Genomic DNA, 17,560 nt, shown 5'->3' with positions numbered 1-17,560 from the left:
ACGCATGTGGGCGGGCCGTGCCGCCCGCACTCCAGGAGACAGACCATGACCGTCTCGAATGACGCACTGATCGCCAAGATCGATGCCAATCCGAAGTACCACGCGCTCAAACGCCAACGCAACACGCTGGGCTGGACGCTGACCGTGCTGATGTTGCTGGCCTACTACGGCTACATCGGCCTGATTGCCTTCGACAAGGAATTCCTTGCCAAGCCCATCGGCGACGGGGTGACCTCGATCGGCATTCCGATCGCGATCGGGGTGATGGTGTTCACCATCATCATCACCGCCATCTACGTGCGGCGCGCCAACAACACCTACGACCAGCTGACCGCGCAGATCCTGGAGGACGCCCGCAAATGAGCAAGACTTCGCGCCTTCTCCTGATTTTGGCCGGCCTGCTGCCGGCCGGCCTTGCGCTGGCCGCCGGTGGCGACATGGGCCAGGTCGACAAGCAGCCCACCAACTGGGTGGCGATCGGCATGTTCGGCTTCTTCGTGCTGGGCACCTTGTGGATCACCAAGTGGGCGGCGGCCAAGACCAAGTCGGCCGCCGACTTCTACACCGCCGGCGGCGGCATCACCGGCTTCCAGAACGGCCTGGCGATCGCCGGCGACTTCATGTCGGCGGCCTCGTTCCTGGGCATCACCGCCGCGGTGATGGCCAACGGCTACGACGGCCTGATCTATGCGATCGGCTTTCTGGTCGGCTGGCCCATCCTGACCTTCCTGATGGCCGAACGGCTGCGCAACCTCGGCAAGTACACCTTCGCCGACGTGGCCGGTTATCGCTTCGCGCCGACCGCGATCCGCAGCTTTGCCGCGTCGGGCACGCTGGTGGTGGTGCTGTTCTACCTGATCGCGCAGATGGTCGGCGCCGGTGCGCTGATCAAGCTGCTGTTCGGCCTGGACTACTGGGTCGCGGTGACGCTGGTCGGCGTGCTGATGATGGTCTACGTGCTGTTCGGCGGCATGACCGCCACCACCTGGGTGCAGATCATCAAGGCCGTGTTGCTGCTGACCGGCGTGACCTTCATGGCCGTGGCGATCATGTGGCACTTCAACTTCAGCTTTGAGGCGCTGTTTGCCGAGGGCGTGCGGGTGAAGACCGCGATTGCGGCCAACGGCGGTGCATCGCCGGAGGACGCGGCCAAGGCCGGCCTGTCGATCATGGGCCCGGGCGGCTTCGTGAAGGACCCGATCTCGGCGATCTCGTTCGGCATGGCGCTGATGTTCGGCACCGCCGGCCTGCCGCACATCCTGATGCGCTTCTTCACCGTTCCCGATGCCAAGCAGGCACGCAAGTCGGTGTTGTGGGCCACCACCTGGATTGGCTACTTCTACATCCTGATCTTCATCATCGGCTTCGGTGCGATCGCGCTGGTGCTGACCAACCCGCAGTTTGCGGACGTCACCACCGGCACCATCCACGGCGGCAAGGGTGCAGCCAACATGGCGGCGGTGCTGGTCGGCAATGCGGTCGGCGGTAACGTGTTCATGGGCTTCATCTCGGCGGTGGCCTTCGCCACCATCCTAGCGGTGGTCGCAGGGTTGACCCTGTCCGGCGCGTCGGCGGTGTCGCACGACCTGTACGCCACGGTGCTCAAGAAGGGCAATCCGGCGCCGGGCTCGGAGCTGAAGGTCTCGCGCGCCACCACCCTGGTGCTGGGCGTGATCGCGGTGCTGCTGGGCATCGTGTTCGAGAAGCAGAACGTGGCCTTCATGGTGTCGCTGGCCTTCGCCATCGCCGCCTCGGCCAACTTCCCGGTGCTGATCCTGTCGCTGCTGTGGAAGAACTGCACCACGCGCGGCGCGGTGACCGGTGGCTTCCTGGGGCTGGTGTCCTCGCTGGTGCTCACCGTGCTGTCGCCGTCGGTGTGGGTGGACACGCTGGGCAACGCGGCCGGTTCGGCGCCGTTCCCGTACACCTCGCCGGCGCTGTTCTCGATGATCATCGGCTTCGTCGGCATCTGGCTGTTCTCCATCCTGGATCACAGCCCGCAGGCAGCCAACGAACGCGCCGCGTTCAAGGCGCAGCAGATCCGCGCCGAAACCGGCCTGGGTGCCAGTGGTGCCTCGGGCCACTGAGTGCAGCGTTGTACAGGTGATCGCAGACGCCGGCCTTGTGCCGGCGTCTTGCGTTTTGGCGCTATCGCTGCGCGCCCGGTGCCGGCATGGCAGCCACGCCTTGCAGCGCGACGCGCAGGCGCGCGGCTGCGGTAGCCTCATTGCGGCAAGGGCACGTGCACAGTCTGGCAATGGAACCGCCCGGGGAGTGCGGCCGCGTGCAGCGGCGCCGGCTGACGTGGCGATGCATCGCCGGAAGTGCTGCGCCTCACCGGCTGTGTCGCTGCGCCGACCGTGCAGGCGTAGCGCCTGCGCTAGGCCCCGACCAGCTCGGGACGTCATTTGGCCCGGCCCTGAGGCATGCGCGGGCGGCGCGGTACCATTGGCGGTTTGGACCACGGCCCCCTCCATGAAAATCGCCTCCTGGAACGTCAACTCGCTCAACGTACGCCTGCCGCACCTGCAACAGTGGCTCGGCGCGTTTGCGCCGGACGTGGTGGGCGTCCAGGAAACCAAGCTGGAAGACCACAAGTTCCCGGATGCGGCGCTGGCTGCCCTGGGCTACCGCAGCGTGTTCTGCGGCCAGAAGACCTACAACGGCGTGGCGATCCTGTCGCGCTCGCCGGCGCTGGACGTGCAGATGGGTATCCCGGGCTTCGACGACGTGCAGCAACGCGTGATCGCCGCCACCGTGGACGGCGTGCGCATCGTCAACCTGTACGTGGTCAATGGCCAGGACGTGGGCACCGAGAAATATGCCTACAAGCTGCGCTGGCTGGATGCGGTGCACGACTGGATCGCGCAAGAGCTGCAGCGGTATCCGCAGCTGGTGGTGCTGGGCGACTTCAACATCGCCCCGGATGCGCGCGACGTACACGATGCGACGGTGTGGAACGAGCACCACATCCTCACCTCCACTGCCGAACGCGCCGCGTTGCAAAAACTGCTGGCGCTGGGCCTGCACGATGCATTCCGGTTGCATCACGATGAAGCCGAGCACTTCAGTTGGTGGGATTACCGCCAGGCCGGGTTCCGCCGCAATCTCGGCCTGCGTATCGACCTGACCCTGGTGTCGGAGGCCTTGCGCGCACGTGCCGTTGAATCGGGCATCGACCGCGAACCGCGCACCTGGGAGCGTCCCAGCGACCATGCGCCGGCCTGGGTGCGGCTGGCAGAGGCAGGCGCATGAGCGAGCGTCATCTGCGTCGCAGTACCCACAAGGTGGGCGATGTCACGCTGGGGCCGGTGCACCGGTTGAGTTGCCATTGCGGCGCAGTGCAGATCGATCTGGAGTTGCCGCACGGCCTGCTCGACCCGCGCCGTTGCGATTGCTCGATGTGTCGCCGGCGTGGCGCCATCGTCGCCTCGGTCACCCTCGACGGCCTGCACGTGGTGCAAGGCCAGGACGCGCTACGGCTGTATCAGTTCAACACCCACGCCGCCGCGCATTACTTCTGCGGCGTGTGCGGCATCTACACCCATCATCGGCGCCGTTCCAATCCCAACGAATACGGCTACAACGTCGGTTGCCTGGAAGGCGTCAATCCGTATGCGCTGAACATCGCGGTGCCGGTGGAAGACGGCGTCAACCATCCTGCCGACCGCGCCGCCACCGGTCGCTGAAACGACAACGCCCGGGCGGGCCCGGGCGTCGTGGCAACCGATGCTGCGCCGATCAGCGCACGCGGCCGCGGGTAAACAGGTTGACGATGGCCAGCAGGATCACCGCGCCCACCAGCGACCAGACGAAGGTCCACAGGGTGATGGCCTGGTTGATGCCACCGCCGAACAGAAAACCGGCAATCAGCGCACCCACGATGCCGACGACCACATTGAGAATGATGCCCTGCTGCGCATCGCGACGCATGATGATGCTGGCCAGCCACCCCACGATGCCGCCGACGATCAACCAGATGATGATGCCCATGTTGCCGATCTCCTCATGTCTGTGCACCCGACGTGGTGCATGGGCGCCATTGGACGCACCGCGCCGTGAAGCAGCTGTCGAGCGCGGCCGCCGGGCTGGCGAAGCAGTTGGGTTGGTGGGCGCCGCGTGACAGCGTACGCAAGCTGGCAGCACGGGCCGGTGCAACTCTGGCTACGGCCGCACCGGCCCGGCGAACGCGGCGAGCCGCAGGCGCGGCAGCTGCTGGGTCAGGCATTGGGCCTGGATCCGGCGCAGGTGCCATTGCTACGTGACGCACGGGGCCGCCCGACCCTGCAGCCGGCCTTGCCGGACTGGGATACCGGCTGGAGCCATAGCGGCGATTACCTGCTGGTGGGGCTGGGGCAGGGCGTGCGGCTGGGCGTGGACCTGGAGCGGATCCGCCCGCGCCCGCGCCTGCTGGAGATCGCGCATCGCTTCTTCCACCCCGACGAACTGGCGCTGCTGGCCGCCTTGCCGGCGGACGCACAGCAGGCGCTGTTCTTTCGTCTATGGTGCGCCAAGGAAGCCCTGCTCAAGGCGCATGGGCATGGCCTGTCGTTCGGCCTGCATCGGCTGGCCTACGCGCTGGCCGCCGATGGCGCCCTGCAGTTGCAGTGGTGCGACCCGGCGCTGGGCCAGGCCGCGCGCTGGCAGCTGCACGAATGGTGGGCCGCACCGCAGTGCCGCGCCGCGCTGGCGCTCTACCCTCACGCGGCCGCGTGAGGCCCCGCGCCATACGGCAGGATCGGCTGACGGAACTGTGCCACGCCATCCAGGTCGCGCAAGGTCACCGTCAGCACGCCGCTGGCGCCATCGATCTCCACCTCGCCGAAGAACTGGTACCCGGCCAACGGTGAGGTATTGGGGGCAGGCGGCGCCTTCTGGAACACCACCGTGGGGCCGAAGGTGGCATCCAGCGCGTTCGGCCCGAAGCTGCCGGCATTGAGCGGGCCGCCCACGAATTCCCAGAACGGCTCGAACTGCTGAAACGCGGCGCGGCCGGGGTGGTAGTAATGGGCTGCGCAGTAATGCACGTCGGCAGTGAGCCACACCGTGTTGCGGATGCGCGCACGGCTGATGAAGCGCAGCAGCGTGGCGATTTCCTGCTCACGGCCACGCGGCACGCCGGGGTCGCCGTTGGCGATCGCTTCCCAGCGCGGACGCCCCTCTCCATCTTCACCATCGGGCACCTGCAGGCCGATCGGCATGTCGGCGGCAATCACCTTCCACTGCGCGCGCGAGCCGGCCAGTTCGCGCTGCAGCCACGCCAATTGCTCCGGCCCGAGAAACGCGGCATCGGGGCCGGGTTGCGGTTGCAGGTTGTCGCTGTTGGCGCCGCGGTAGCTGCGCATGTCCAGCACGAACACGTCCAGCAACGGGCCGTAGGCGATCTTGCGGTAGATGCGCCCGTTGCCATCGGCGCGCACGCTGCGCAGCGGTGCGTATTCCAGGAAGGCCTGGTGCGCGCGTTGGGCCAGCACGTCGATCTCGCGCACCTGGTAGCGCGCATCCAGCTGCTTGCCGGGCGACCAGTTGTTGGTGGTTTCGTGGTCGTCCCATTGCCACAGTTGCGGCACCTCGGCATTGAAACGGCGCACATGCTCGTCCAGCAGGTTGTACCGGTAATTGCCGCGGAATTCGTCCAGCGTTTCGGCCACCTTGCTCTTGGCCGCAGTGGTGAGGTTGCGCCAGCGCTTGCCGTCTTCGACGGTGAGTTCGGCCGGAACCGGGCTGTCGGCGTAGATGGTGTCGCCGCTGTGCAGGAAGAAATCCGGGTTGCGTTCGCGCATGGCGCTGTAGATGCGCATGCCGCCGATGTCCGGATTGATGCCGAAGCCCTGGCCGACCGTGTCGCCGCTCCAGACAAAACGCACGTCGCGCCGTGTCCGCGGCGCGCTGCGCAGATGGCCATGTACCGGCGCGCTCAGTACCCCGCTGTCGGCGTCCTCGAAGCGCACCCGGTAGAAGATGTCCTGATCACGCGGCAGGCCGCTCAGGTCCACGCGCGCAGTGAAATCGTGGGCGGCCACCGCCATCGGTCCATCCACCCGGCGTGCCTGGCGCAGGCTGGGGCGCGTGTCCCATTCCACCCGCATCCGCGCCGGCCGATCTGCACGGCTCCATAGCATCGCGCGGTCTTCCAGCGCATCGCCGCTCTGCACTCCGTCGGTGATCAGTGGGCGCCCGGAAGGCGCGGCCAGGCTGCGCGCGGACCAGCCGGCAGTGGCTGGCAGCAACAGGCCGGCACCCAATCCTTGCAGGAGGCGGCGGCGGGCGCGATCGGAGGCGGGCATGGCGTTCTCCAAGCTCTGGCAGCGGTGTCCAGATATAGCGCCGCTGTCTTACCGGCACGTGTCCATTGCGGTGGGTCCAGCGCGTGTGTCCAGCGTTGCGAAGAGGCGTCGGCCGGGTCGGCCCGGACAACCCGGCAGCATCCTCGCCTGCACACGCGCGCCCGCACGACACCCCAGCTGCGATAATCGCGCCATGAACGATGCCGCACTCGCCCCCGATGTCTCCGCCGCGCTCGAGCGCGGCCTGCAGGCCCAATCCCTGGATGCGGCCTTCGCCGCACCGCTGCTGCGTTACCTGGCCCTGCTGGTGCGCTGGAACAAGACCTACAACCTCACCGCCGTGCGCGACCCACGCGAGATGGTCACCCGCCACCTGCTCGATTCCCTGGCCATGCAGCCCTACATCGCCAGCGGCACCCTTGCCGACCTGGGCACCGGCCCCGGCCTGCCCGGCATCCCGCTGGCGATCACCCGCCCGCAGCTGCAGGTGACGCTGGTGGAAAGCAACGGCAAGAAGGCGCGCTTCATGCGCGAGGCCCTGCGTCACCTGGAGCTGCGCAATGCGCGGGTGGCCGAATCGCGCGCCGAAGCGCTGGACGAGCCGGCCGCCTACGACCACCTCACCGCGCGCGCGCTGGACACGCTGGCCGGCATCATCGATGTCGGCGGCCACCTGTTGCGCCCGGGCGGTAGCCTGCTGGCAATGAAGGGCGTCTATCCGCACGAGGAAATCGCCGCATTACCTGCCGGCTGGACCATGAGCGAGGTGCATCCGCTGCAGGTGCCCGGCCTGGAGGGCGAGCGGCATCTGGTGGTGGTGCGCAAGGCCTGAGCCGAGCCGACGCCGATCGGCCTCAAGCGGCCCTCACCCCAGCCCTCTCCCGCAGGCGGGAGAGGGGGCAACACCGACCTCGCCAGTAACGTCAGTTGCCCGCCCGGTGGAAAGACGTCAGTTGCCCCGCCCCGACTGAAAGACAACCAAACAACCCTCGACAACCGTCAGGTCCCTTCCCCGCCTGCGGGGGAAGGTGCCCACAGGGCGGATGGGGGCAGCGCCCGACACTCCGTCTAATCAGCGCAACAGCCCCACATGCCCTCCAAGGCAGGCGAGGGAACTCAACCCCAGCAACGTCAGTTGCCCCGCCCGGTGGAAAGACGTCAGTTGCTCCGCCCCGGCGGAAAGACAACCAAACAACCCTCGACAACCACCAGGTCCCTTCCCCCGCCTGCGGGGGAAGGTGCCCGCAGGGCGGATGGGGGCAGTGCATGACACTCCGGCCAATCAGCGCAACAGCCCCACACGCGCTCCAAGGCAGGGAGGGAGCTCAACAGCCACCACAGCGCGCCAGCCCGCATTGGGACTTCCGGCCCATGGCAGCGCGGGCGTGGGCTGCCATGATCGGGCGTTCGCTCCAGATCAGGCTTTCCGCACGTGACCTCTCCGCTCGCCGTCGCACTCTCGCTCGCCCTGCTGGGCACCTCGTTCGTCGCGTCCACGCATGCCGCCACGCCGCCTGCGCCGGCCACGCGCACCGCCGAAGCGCCCGCCGATGCACGCTTCCGCGCAATCTACGAAAAAGAGTGGGCCTGGCGGCAGGCCGAAACCGGGCAGGCCGACGAAGACAGCGACAGCACCGGTGACAACACGCATCTGCCGGATGTCAGCGCGGCCGCCCAGCAGGCGCGCCTGGCGGTGTGGGACGGCGTGCTCAAGCAGCTTGATGGCATCGACCCCAGGCAGCTCTCGCCGGCCAATCAGATCAACTTCGCCATCTACCGCCCACAGGTGGAGAACCTGGCCGCCGACGTGCGCCTGCGCCTGTACGAAATGCCGTTCAACTCCGATAGTTCGTTCTGGTCGAACCTGGGCTTCATGGCGCAGCGGCCGATGAAGACCGCTGCCGAATACCGCGCCTACATCGCGCGCCTGAACGATGTGCCGCGCTATTTCGACCAACAGATGGTCAACATGCGCGCCGGCCTGGCGCGCGGGTTCAGCGTGCCGCGCGCGGTGCTCGATGGGCGCGACGTCTCCATCGCCACCATCGCCGAGGTCAAGGACCCCACCGAATCGACCTTCTACGCGCCGTTCAAGCAGCTGCCTTCACAGATCCCCGCAGCCGAGCAGGCGCAACTACGCGAACAGGCCAAGGCCGCGCTGAGCACGGCCGTCCTTCCGGCGTACAGCAGGTTGCTGGGCTTCTTCCGCAACGACTACATGCCCAAGGCGCGCACGACGCTGGCGGCCGAAGCATTGCCCGACGGCAAGGCCTTCTATCGCCAGCAGATCCGCGAATACACCACGCTGGAGCTGAGCCCTGAGCAGATCCACCAGATCGGCCTGGACGAAGTGGCGCGCATCCAGTCGCAGATGAACGCCATCATCCAGCAGGTCGGTTTCAAGGGCAGCTTCGCGCAGTTCCTCACCTTCCTGCGTACCGACCCGCAGTTCTACGCCAAGACCCCGCAGGAGTTGCTCGATCGCGCGGCGTGGATCTCCAAGCGCGTGGACGGGCAGGTGGGCAAGTTCATCGGCACCTTGCCGCGCGGGCGCTTCACCATCAAGCCGGTACCCGACGATATCGCCCCGTTCTGGACCGCCGGCCGCGGTGGCGCCACGACGTATTGGGTCAACACCTACAACCTGCTATCGCGGCCGCTGTACAACCTGCCGGCGTTGACCTTGCACGAGTCCTCGCCCGGGCATTCGCTGCAGGGCTCGCTGGCGCTGGAGCAGGGCGAGCAGCCCGCGTTCCGCCGCGAAAACTATATCTCCGCCTACGGCGAAGGCTGGGCGCTGTACACCGAAAAGCTCGGCCAGGAGATGGGTATCTACGAGACGCCTTATGAAGAATTCGGTCGGCTCACCTACGAAATGTGGCGCGCCTGCCGGCTGGTCATCGACACCGGCGTGCACCACGACGGCTGGAGCCGCGCGCAGGCGCTGGCCTACCTGCGCGACCGCACCGCACTCAGCGAGCACGAAGTCACCACCGAGGTGGACCGCTACATCTCCTGGCCCGGCCAGGCGCTGAGCTACAAGCTGGGCGAGATCAGCATCGTCAAGCTGCGCGCCGAGGCCGAACAGCAACTGGGCGAGCGCTTCGACATCAAGGCGTTCCACGACGTGGTGCTGAAGCAGGGTTCGGTCACCCTGCCGGTGCTGGAGCAGCAGGTGCGCGCCTTCATCGCCGAGAGCAAGGCACGCCCGATCAAGTCCAAGCCAGCCGCTGCCAGCGCACCGTGATGTGCTGGTAACGGCGTCTGAGGGCATCGAGTTGAGATCCCGCGAGCGGTGAGGGCACCGCGCACTCGACCGAGGCTGCGAGTTTGCTGCAGGGCCCTTGCCCGCCCACCATCGCAGGACACGCTGCAAGTACGTCCTTGTAAGCTCCGTGGCGGCATCCATGCCGCCAAGGGTCCCGCGACGGTAGGCGGGCAGGACCAGTCGAGATGGTCGGTATGCATGGTTTTCAACGAGCAACCGGCAAGCCGCGACGTGCTCCTCGCTCTTCAACGAAACCACCAGCCAACTGTCTGGTGCGGTGTCCTTACCGATTGCGGGACCGTTGGCGGCATGGATGCCGCCACCGAGCCCCCATGGACGGGTTGACGGCGTGTCCCGCGAGCGGTGAGGGCACCGCGCACTCGACAGACCACGCTTTAAGAGCATCCGAGCAGAAAGAGCATCCAAGCACCCCCCAACCACGCCACACCCGCATGCAATTGTGTAACCACCCTGGGCTCTATACGCTGCGCCCATGCTGCTGCGTCGCGCCCGCCTGTTGCACCCCTTGCTGCGCCTGATGGCGCTGGCAGTGCTGGCGCTGGGCGTGCTGGTGGCGCCGGTGGCCTGCGCATTGGGCGATGTGCATGCATTGGCGCACGACCAGATGCATCTGGAAGACACCGCGCCGCATGGCCATGACGGCGCCGACGAAGGCGATGCCGGCGAGCGCGATGGGGCCGGCCTGATGCACGCCCTGATGCATAGCGGCTACTGCCACGGCCAGAATCCGGCTGTCTTGCCGGCGCTGGCCTGGCTGCCGTTGTCCACGCACGCGCACGCCCGGCCTGTGGCCGTGTTTGCGCACTACCGCTCGCACCTGAGCGAGACCGGATTGCGTCCCCCGATCGCGGCCTGATGCCTCGCCGGCAGTGCCGGCCTGTCCATCGATCCCGATTCCGGAGACACCCTCATGTGGTTGCGACTGACGGCGATTGCCGTCTTCGCGGTCGTGCCGTGCGCCATGGCGCAGGACGTATCGCCCAAACCCGTGCTGACCCTGGACGACGCCATCGCGCGCGTCGCCCTGCAGCACCCCGACCTGCGCCTGGCCGATGGCCAGCGTGCCGTCCTCACCGCCGAAGCCGAACGCGACGCGCTGCGTCCGCCGTTGCGCATCGGCGCCGAACTGGAAAACGTGTTCGGCAGCGGCCCCACCCGCGCGCTGGACCAGGCCGAACTCACCGTCACCCTGGCCGGCGTGCTGGAACGCGGCGGCAAACTGGATGCGCGGCGCACGCTGGCCCAGGCCCGTATCGATGCGCTGGCACCGCAACGGGCGATCGCGCGGCTGGACGTGCTGGCCGAGGTGGCGCGGCGTTACCTGGCCATCACCGCCGCCCGCCAGCGCCGCACCGTCGCGCTGGAGACCCTGGCGCAACGCCAGCGCACCGTGGCCGCCGCGCGTTTGCGGCTGCAGGCCGGCGCCTCGCCGGAGTCGGTGGTGTTGACCGCGCAGGCCTTGCAGGCACGTGCGGAGCTCGATCGCGACCGCGCGCAACTGGAAGAGGCGGCCGCACGCCGCCAGTTGGCGGTGCTGTGGGGGCAGCGTGCGCCGGACTTCGGCGATGTCACTGGCGACCCATTGCAGCTGCCGGCGATTCCCGAGTTCGAGGTGCTGGTGCAGCTGCTCGATGCCACGCCCGAACTGGCGCGCTTGAACGGCGAGCAGCGCGTGCGCGAGGCGCGGGTGCGGCTGGCACGCAGCCAGGCGCGCCCGGACCTGGACTGGCAGGTGGGCGTGCGCCGGCTCGAAGCCAACGACGCCACCGCGCTGCTGGGCAGCGTCTCGCTGGCGCTGGGCAGCGCCGCGCGCGCGCAACCGGACATCCGCGCCGCCGAAGCGGAGCTGTCGTTGCTGGACATCGAACGCCAATCGCAGGCATTGCTGCTGTACGCCACGCTGGCCGACGCGCATGGCCGCTACCGCGCCGCGCAGCTGGAAGTGGCGCGCATGCGTAGCGATGTGCTGCCCGCACTTGCGCGCGCCGATGCCGCCGCCGAGCGCGCGTACCGTGCCGGCGCCACCAGTTATCTGGATTGGGCGCAGCTGCAGGCGCAACGCAGCGATGCACGTCAGCAGCAACTGGCCGCCGCACTGGACGCGCAGACCGCGTTGATCGAGATCCAGCGCCTGACCGGGCAGCCGTTCGTGCTCGACAGTGCCGCGCAGGTGGGGCCATGAGCGCTGACGCCTTCTCATTTTTTCGCGCGGACTGCGTACGCACGGTTGCATCTGCTGCAACTGCAACTGCAACTGCATCATCTAGCGGCCGCGAAGCACTGCCCATGCCCGGCGCGCACGCAGCGCAAGCCAGCTTCATTCGTTCGCCCGACGCACTGCATCGGCGCCAATCAGGACCCATTTCGATGACACGTTTTTTGATGGCGCCGCTGCTGTTGGCGCTGCTGCTGAGCGGCTGCGGCCGCAGCAGTGAAGAGTCTCACGACGACCACGCAGGGCATGCTGCCGAAGCTGATGCCGATGCTGACGCACATGGCGAAGACGCACAAAAAGGCGCACACGGCGGGCGCCTGCTCAGCCAGGACGGCGACAGCGTGGAGCTGGCGATCGCCGAGGACGGCAGACCGCCCACCTACCAGGCCTGGCTGTACCGCGATGGCAAACCGTTGCCGGCCACTGCTGGCAACGTGGAAGTGCATCTGAAGCGGCTTGGCGGCGTCGATGAAGTGCATCGGTTGCGGCCACGCGACGACGGCAGCCTGCTGGCCGACAGCACCGTGGGCGAACCGCATTCGTTCGATGTGGACGTGCGCGCCACCGTGCAGGGCAAGACGCATCGCTGGCGCTATGCCAGCTACGAAGGCCGCACCACCATCGCTGCGAAAATCGCCCAGGATGCCGGCATTCGCATTGCGCCGGTGGGTGCTGGCAGCATCGCCGACCAGCATGAAGTGCAGGGTCTGTTGACGCCCGCAGAAGGCGCGCAGGCGCAGGCCACCGCGCGTTTCCCCGGCCCGGTGCGCAGCCTGCGCGTCAATGTCGGCGACCAGGTGCGCGCAGGCCAGGTGCTGGCCACGGTGGAGAGCAATCTGAGCCTGACCACCTATTCGGTGAGCGCACCGATCGGTGGCACTGTGCTCGCCCGCAATGCCAGCCTGGGCAGCAACGCGGGCGAAGGCCAGACGCTGTTCGAAATCGCCGACCTGTCCACCTTGTGGGTGGATCTGCACATTTTCGGCGCCGAAGCCGGCCACATCACCGCCGGCGCACCGGTGACGGTCACGCGCATCAGCGATGGCGTGGTGGCGCAGACCACGCTGGAGCGCGTGTTGCCAGCCACCGCCACGGCCAGCCAGAGCACGGTGGCGCGCGCGGTGCTGCGCAACAGCGATGGCTTGTGGCGGCCGGGCTCGGCGGTGAAGGCACGGGTGACGGTGGCGCAGCAACCGGCGGCGATGGTGGTGCCGACCGGTGCGTTGCAGCGGTTCCGCGACTGGGACGTGGTGTTCGTGCGGGTGGGCGATGTGTACGAAGCGCGGCCGGTGCAGCTGGGCGCGCGCGATGCGCAGCAGGTGGAAGTGGTGTCCGGCGTGGCGCCGGGCGACACGGTGGTGGTGGAGCAGAGCTACCTGGTGAAGGCCGACATCGAAAAGTCGGGGGCCTCGCATGATCACTGAACGCTGCGTTTCCGGTTTGCTGCTTCCTTGGCCGCACGCAGGTGCGTGCGAACAGCTCTTCCGTGCTTCAGCGACACGTCTTTTCGGTCATCGACGCGGTTGCGGCGCAGGCACGCACGCACTGATCGGTGTGGCTGGGCACGCAGTTGCGCCAAGTGTGCGCGGAGGTGCGCGTCATGCTCACTAACATCATCCGGTTCGCGATCGCACAGCGCTGGTTGATGCTGGCCTTGACGGGCGTGTTGATTGCGATCGGCGCGTGGAGTTTTTCGCGCTTGCCGATCGATGCGACACCGGACATCACCAATGTGCAGGTGCAGGTCAACACCGGGGCGCCGGGATATTCGCCGCTGGAATCCGAGCAGCGGGTGACGTTTCCGCTGGAGACGGTACTGGCGGGACTGCCGGGGCTGGAATCCACCCGATCGTTGTCGCGCTATGGCTTGTCGCAGGTGACGGCAGTGTTTGCCGATGGCACCGACTTGTATTTCGCGCGGCAGCAGGTGGCCGAGCGCTTGCAGCAGGTCAAGTCGCAACTGCCGGCCGAGCTGGAGCCGCAACTGGGGCCGATCGCCACCGGGCTGGGCGAAATTTTCATGTATACGGTCGAAGCCAAGCCGAATGCGCGCAAGCCCGATGGCAGTGCGTGGACCGCGACCGATCTACGCACCCTGCAGGATTGGGTGGTGCGCCCGCAGCTGCGCAATGTGCCGGGCGTGACCGAGGTCAACACCATCGGCGGCTACGCGCGGCAGATCCATATCACCCCCGATCCGGCGCGCCTGGTGGCGCTGGGCTTTACCCTGGACGACGTGGCACGGGCGGTCGAGGCCAACAACCGCAACATCGGTGCCGGCTATATCGAACGGAACGGTCAGCAGTTTCTGGTGCGCGTGCCGGGGCAGGTGGACGACATCGCGCAGATCGGCGCGATCGTGCTGGACCGGCGCGAAGGCGTGCCGATCCGCGTGCGCGATGTGGCGCAGGTGGGCGAAGGACGCGAGCTGCGCACCGGCGCCGCCACCCAGGACGGCAATGAAGTAGTGCTGGGCACGGTGTTCATGCTGGTCGGCGCCAACAGCCGCACCGTGGCGCAAGCCGCCGCACAGCGCCTGGAAGTAGCCAACGCCAGCCTGCCGGCCGGTGTGCAGGCGGTGCCGGTGTACGACCGCACCGCATTGGTGGACCGCACCATCGTCACCGTCGCCAAGAACCTGATCGAAGGCGCGTTGCTGGTGATCGTGGTGTTGTTCCTGTTGCTGGGCAATGTCCGCGCAGCCCTGATCACGGCCGCAGTGATTCCGCTGGCGATGTTGTTCACCCTCACCGGCATGGTGCGCGGTGGCGTGTCCGGCAACCTGATGAGCCTGGGTGCGCTGGATTTCGGCTTGATCGTCGATGGCGCGGTGATCATCGTGGAGAACTGCCTGCGCCGTTTCGGCGACGCGCAATTGCGCCTGGGGCGTGTGCTCGAGCGCGACGAGCGTTTCGAACTTACCGCCGAAGCCACCGCCGAGGTGATCCGCCCCAGCCTGTTCGGCCTGGGTATCATTACCGCGGTGTATCTGCCGGTGTTCGCGCTCACCGGCATCGAAGGCAAGATGTTCCACCCGATGGCGATCACCGTGGTGCTGGCACTGACCGGGGCGATGCTGTTGTCGCTGACCTTCGTGCCGGCAGCGATCGCGTTGCTGCTGGGCGGCAAGGTTGCCGAGCATGAAAACCGCGCAATGCGCTGGGCGCGCGGCGTGTATGCGCCATTGCTGGATCGCGCGCTGCGGCACGGGCGCTGGGTGGGCATCGCGGCGCTGGCAGCGGTAGCGGCGTGCGCGGTGCTCGCCACACGCCTGGGCAGCGAGTTCATCCCCAACCTGGACGAAGGCGATGTCGCGCTGCATGCCTTGCGTATTCCCGGCACCAGCCTGGAACAGGCCATCACCATGCAATCCACCCTGGAAAAACGCATCAAGCAGTTTCCGGAAGTGGCGCTCGTGTTCGGCAAGCTCGGTACCGCCGAAGTGGCGACCGACCCGATGCCGCCCTCGGTCGCCGATACGTTCTTGATCATGCATCCGCGCGATCGATGGCCGGACCCGCGCAAGCCCAAGGCGCAGTTGCTGGCCGAGATCGAGCAGGCGGTCAAGCAATTGCCCGGCAACAACTACGAGTTCACCCAGCCGATCCAGATGCGCATGAACGAGCTGGTTTCCGGCGTGCGCGCGGATGTCGCGATCAAGGTCTATGGCGACGATCTGGAGACATTGGTCAGGCTCGGGCAACGCGTGCAGGAAGTGGCCAGCGCGGTGCCGGGCGCGGCCGATGTGAGCCTGGAGCAGGCCACCGGATTGCCGATGCTGGCGGTGGTGCCCGACCGCGCCGCGCTGGCCGGCTACGGGCTCAATCCCGGCGTGGTGCAGGACACCGTCGCGGCAGCCGTGGGCGGGCAGGCGGCCGGGCAGTTGTTCGAGGGCGACCGCCGCTTCGACATCGTGGTGCGCCTGCCCGAAGGCCTGCGGCAGGACCCCACCGCGTTGGCGGACCTGCCGATTCCGTTGCGCGGCGATGGCGAGCGCGCCGATGCCGACGAATCCAGCCGCGCCGCCGGCTGGCGCAGTGGCGAACCGACCACGGTGCCGCTGCGCGAGGTGGCCAGGATCGAGACCGTCCTCGGCCCCAACCAGATCAATCGCGAAGACGGCAAACGCCGCATCGTGATCACCGCCAACGTGCGCGATCGCGACCTGGGCGGTTTTGTCGCCGAGGTGCAGCAGCGCGTGCGGGCGCAGGTCAAGCTGCCCACCGGCTACTGGATCGGCTACGGCGGCACCTTCGAGCAATTGATCTCCGCCAGCCAGCGCCTGGCCTGGGTGGTGCCGGGCACCTTGCTGCTGATCTTCGCGCTGCTGTACTGGTCGTTCGGCTCGCTGCGCGATGCGCTGGTGGTGTTCAGCGGCGTGCCGCTGGCGCTGACCGGCGGCGTGGTGGCATTGGCGCTGCGCGGGTTGGCGCTGTCGATTTCCGCCGGTGTCGGCTTTATCGCGTTGTCGGGCGTGGCGGTGCTCAACGGCCTGGTGATGATCGCCTTCGTGCGCAGCCTGCGTGCCGAAGGCATGCCGCTGGAGCAGGCGCTGCGCGAAGGCGCGCTGTCGCGTTTGCGCCCAGTGTTGATGACCGCACTGGTGGCCGCGCTGGGCTTCGTGCCGATGGCCTTCAACGTGGGCGCCGGCGCCGAAGTGCAGCGCCCGCTGGCCACGGTGGTGATCGGCGGCATCGTCTCCTCCACCCTGCTGACGTTGCTGGTGTTGCCGGTGTTGTATCGCTGGCTGCATCGGGACAAGGCCGGGCGTGTAGCACCAGCGGATGCCGCAGTGCCGCAGCGGGGCGGAACGTGACCGTGCTCCGCTCGCGCCGGGGCACCTCGGCGGCGCAGGGTGTGACCGGGCGGCGATGACGCGGCCGGGCGCGTGCCAATGCTGGTTCGGGGCCTGTCCCGGGAGTGCTGCGGCGTTTTCTGCTGCGGCCCGGGCGCGCGCAAGCGGCCGGTACATCGCTCGCTGCGTCTGCAGGAGAGGGCTGGCGACGACGACGACAAGCGATGCGGCAGGCAGGCCGCATCGCAGGCCGCGTGCGCAAGGTGCTGCCGCACGCCACCGGCGCCTGGCCTAAGTGCTTGCAGCACAAGGGATTGCCGTGCATAATGCGCGGCTCGCTGTGCCCGGATCGTTCCGGACGGCGGCACCCAGCGCGATGTGGTGCCGGCCTCTTCCCAGCGTTAAGTGATTGATTCCCAACGTTGCGTGGCAGCCAAACGGCTGTCGGGGCCGCCGTTTTCCTGGCTAAGGAAGACACCAAACTTTATCGAGGTGCGTAATGTCCCGCGTATGCCAAGTGTCCGGCAAGCGTGTGCAGACGGGTAACAACGTCTCCCACGCAAACAACAGAACCCGTCGTCGCTTCCTGCCCAACCTGCACGAGCGTCGCTTCTGGGTCGCCAGCGAAAACCGCTGGGTGAAGCTCCGTGTCTCCGCGCATGCATTGCGCACCATCGACAAGAACGGGATTGATGCCGTTCTGAAAGAGCTGCGTGCGCGCGGCGAAAAGGTCTGAGGAGTAAGCAGTCATGGCAAAAGGCAAGCGTGACAAGATCCGTATGATTTCCTCGGCCGCTACCGGCCACTTCTACACCACGGACAAGAACAAGAAGAACACTCCGGGGAAGATGGAAATGATGAAGTACGACCCGGTCGTGCGTAAGCACGTCATGTACAAGGAAGGCAAGATCAAGTAATCCACCGATTACACGATCTGCATCCAAGCAAACACCCGCCGAAAGGCGGGTGTTTGC

Annotated in this window: 15 protein-coding genes; 13 read left to right on the top strand and 2 right to left on the bottom strand. The window is 67.4% G+C overall.

Features of this window, described 5'->3' with window-relative positions; all coding sequences use genetic code 11:
• The first annotated feature begins 45 nt into the window (after positions 1-45).
• The 4 genes from ACCQ10_RS19825 (at position 46) to ACCQ10_RS19810 (ending at position 3,689) form a co-directional block, all read left to right on the top strand.
• Positions 46-363, top strand: coding sequence for a DUF485 domain-containing protein (locus ACCQ10_RS19825; RefSeq protein WP_184558047.1), 318 nt, complete (start codon positions 46-48; stop codon positions 361-363).
• A complete protein-coding gene (locus tag ACCQ10_RS19820) occupies positions 360-2,087 on the top strand; it encodes a cation acetate symporter (RefSeq protein WP_372361670.1) in 1,728 nt (575 codons plus the stop codon). The genes ACCQ10_RS19825 and ACCQ10_RS19820 overlap by 4 nt, the downstream gene beginning before the upstream one ends.
• 388 nt (positions 2,088-2,475) lie before the next feature.
• Positions 2,476-3,255, top strand: a complete 780-nt coding sequence (gene xth, locus ACCQ10_RS19815; RefSeq protein ID WP_372361669.1) for an exodeoxyribonuclease III — start codon at positions 2,476-2,478, stop codon at positions 3,253-3,255.
• Positions 3,252-3,689, top strand: coding sequence for a GFA family protein (locus ACCQ10_RS19810; RefSeq protein WP_039404977.1), 438 nt, complete (start codon positions 3,252-3,254; stop codon positions 3,687-3,689). Before xth ends, ACCQ10_RS19810 begins: the two co-directional genes overlap by 4 nt.
• A gap of 52 nt (positions 3,690-3,741) precedes the next feature.
• Here the strand turns inward: ACCQ10_RS19810 and ACCQ10_RS19805 are convergent, their stop codons facing one another.
• A complete protein-coding gene (locus ACCQ10_RS19805; RefSeq protein ID WP_039404974.1) occupies positions 3,742-3,993 on the bottom strand; it encodes a GlsB/YeaQ/YmgE family stress response membrane protein in 252 nt (83 codons plus the stop codon).
• A 126-nt stretch (positions 3,994-4,119) separates the two neighbouring features.
• Here ACCQ10_RS19805 and ACCQ10_RS19800 point away from each other — a divergent pair, with 126 nt between their 5' ends.
• Positions 4,120-4,716 carry a 4'-phosphopantetheinyl transferase family protein gene (locus tag ACCQ10_RS19800; RefSeq protein WP_372361668.1) on the top strand — a complete coding sequence of 199 codons (597 nt, stop codon included), beginning with the start codon at positions 4,120-4,122 and terminating at the stop codon, positions 4,714-4,716.
• Here ACCQ10_RS19800 and ACCQ10_RS19795 read toward each other — a convergent pair.
• Positions 4,701-6,287, bottom strand: a complete 1,587-nt coding sequence (locus ACCQ10_RS19795; RefSeq protein ID WP_372361667.1) for an alkaline phosphatase D family protein — start codon at positions 6,285-6,287, stop codon at positions 4,701-4,703. The genes ACCQ10_RS19800 and ACCQ10_RS19795 overlap by 16 nt on opposite strands.
• Before the next feature lie 193 nt (positions 6,288-6,480).
• Here ACCQ10_RS19795 and rsmG point away from each other — a divergent pair, with 193 nt between their 5' ends.
• The 8 genes from rsmG (at position 6,481) to rpmG (ending at position 17,503) form a co-directional block, all read left to right on the top strand.
• Positions 6,481-7,119, top strand: coding sequence for a 16S rRNA (guanine(527)-N(7))-methyltransferase RsmG (gene rsmG / locus ACCQ10_RS19790; protein WP_047697899.1), 639 nt, complete (start codon positions 6,481-6,483; stop codon positions 7,117-7,119).
• Between the two features lie 600 nt (positions 7,120-7,719).
• A complete protein-coding gene (locus ACCQ10_RS19785; RefSeq protein WP_372361666.1) occupies positions 7,720-9,534 on the top strand; it encodes a DUF885 domain-containing protein in 1,815 nt (604 codons plus the stop codon).
• A 514-nt stretch (positions 9,535-10,048) separates the two neighbouring features.
• Positions 10,049-10,432: a hypothetical protein gene (locus ACCQ10_RS19780; RefSeq protein ID WP_039404961.1), complete on the top strand. Its 384-nt coding sequence runs from the start codon at positions 10,049-10,051 to the stop codon at positions 10,430-10,432.
• Positions 10,433-10,486: 54 nt separating this feature from the next.
• Positions 10,487-11,758: a TolC family protein gene (locus ACCQ10_RS19775; RefSeq protein ID WP_372361665.1), complete on the top strand. Its 1,272-nt coding sequence runs from the start codon at positions 10,487-10,489 to the stop codon at positions 11,756-11,758.
• 185 nt (positions 11,759-11,943) lie between these two features.
• Positions 11,944-13,215: an efflux RND transporter periplasmic adaptor subunit gene (locus tag ACCQ10_RS19770; RefSeq protein ID WP_372361664.1), complete on the top strand. Its 1,272-nt coding sequence runs from the start codon at positions 11,944-11,946 to the stop codon at positions 13,213-13,215.
• A 176-nt stretch (positions 13,216-13,391) separates the two neighbouring features.
• Positions 13,392-16,607 (top strand): efflux RND transporter permease subunit, encoded by a 3,216-nt coding sequence (locus ACCQ10_RS19765; RefSeq protein WP_372361663.1) that lies wholly within the window; start codon positions 13,392-13,394, stop codon positions 16,605-16,607.
• Between the two features lie 478 nt (positions 16,608-17,085).
• A complete protein-coding gene (gene rpmB, locus ACCQ10_RS19760) occupies positions 17,086-17,322 on the top strand; it encodes a 50S ribosomal protein L28 (protein WP_002809459.1) in 237 nt (78 codons plus the stop codon).
• A gap of 13 nt (positions 17,323-17,335) precedes the next feature.
• Positions 17,336-17,503, top strand: a complete 168-nt coding sequence (gene rpmG / locus ACCQ10_RS19755) for a 50S ribosomal protein L33 (protein WP_002809462.1) — start codon at positions 17,336-17,338, stop codon at positions 17,501-17,503.
• The last annotated feature ends 57 nt before the right edge of the window (positions 17,504-17,560 follow it).

This window comes from Xanthomonas sp. NCPPB 1325, assembly GCF_041477645.2.
Classification (GTDB): Bacteria; Pseudomonadota; Gammaproteobacteria; order Xanthomonadales; family Xanthomonadaceae; genus Xanthomonas; species Xanthomonas cannabis.
The sequence above is the reverse complement of the archived record's forward strand: the minus strand, read 5'-3'. Positions and strand labels throughout refer to the sequence as shown.

What these genes read in the sequence shown, in the direction of transcription:
- ACCQ10_RS19825 (WP_184558047.1), top strand. Translation starts at nt 46, where the DNA reads ATGACCGTCTCGAATGACGCACTGATCGCCAAGATCGATGCCAATCCG.
- ACCQ10_RS19820 (WP_372361670.1), top strand. Translation starts at nt 360, where the DNA reads ATGAGCAAGACTTCGCGCCTTCTCCTGATTTTGGCCGGCCTGCTGCCG.
- xth (WP_372361669.1), top strand. Translation starts at nt 2,476, where the DNA reads ATGAAAATCGCCTCCTGGAACGTCAACTCGCTCAACGTACGCCTGCCG.
- ACCQ10_RS19810 (WP_039404977.1), top strand. Translation starts at nt 3,252, where the DNA reads ATGAGCGAGCGTCATCTGCGTCGCAGTACCCACAAGGTGGGCGATGTC.
- ACCQ10_RS19805 (WP_039404974.1), bottom strand. Translation starts at nt 3,993, where the DNA reads ATGGGCATCATCATCTGGTTGATCGTCGGCGGCATCGTGGGGTGGCTG.
- ACCQ10_RS19795 (WP_372361667.1), bottom strand. Translation starts at nt 6,287, where the DNA reads ATGCCCGCCTCCGATCGCGCCCGCCGCCGCCTCCTGCAAGGATTGGGT.
- rsmG (WP_047697899.1), top strand. Translation starts at nt 6,481, where the DNA reads ATGAACGATGCCGCACTCGCCCCCGATGTCTCCGCCGCGCTCGAGCGC.
- ACCQ10_RS19780 (WP_039404961.1), top strand. Translation starts at nt 10,049, where the DNA reads ATGCTGCTGCGTCGCGCCCGCCTGTTGCACCCCTTGCTGCGCCTGATG.
- ACCQ10_RS19775 (WP_372361665.1), top strand. Translation starts at nt 10,487, where the DNA reads ATGTGGTTGCGACTGACGGCGATTGCCGTCTTCGCGGTCGTGCCGTGC.
- ACCQ10_RS19770 (WP_372361664.1), top strand. Translation starts at nt 11,944, where the DNA reads ATGACACGTTTTTTGATGGCGCCGCTGCTGTTGGCGCTGCTGCTGAGC.
- ACCQ10_RS19765 (WP_372361663.1), top strand. Translation starts at nt 13,392, where the DNA reads ATGCTCACTAACATCATCCGGTTCGCGATCGCACAGCGCTGGTTGATG.
- rpmB (WP_002809459.1), top strand. Translation starts at nt 17,086, where the DNA reads ATGTCCCGCGTATGCCAAGTGTCCGGCAAGCGTGTGCAGACGGGTAAC.
- rpmG (WP_002809462.1), top strand. Translation starts at nt 17,336, where the DNA reads ATGGCAAAAGGCAAGCGTGACAAGATCCGTATGATTTCCTCGGCCGCT.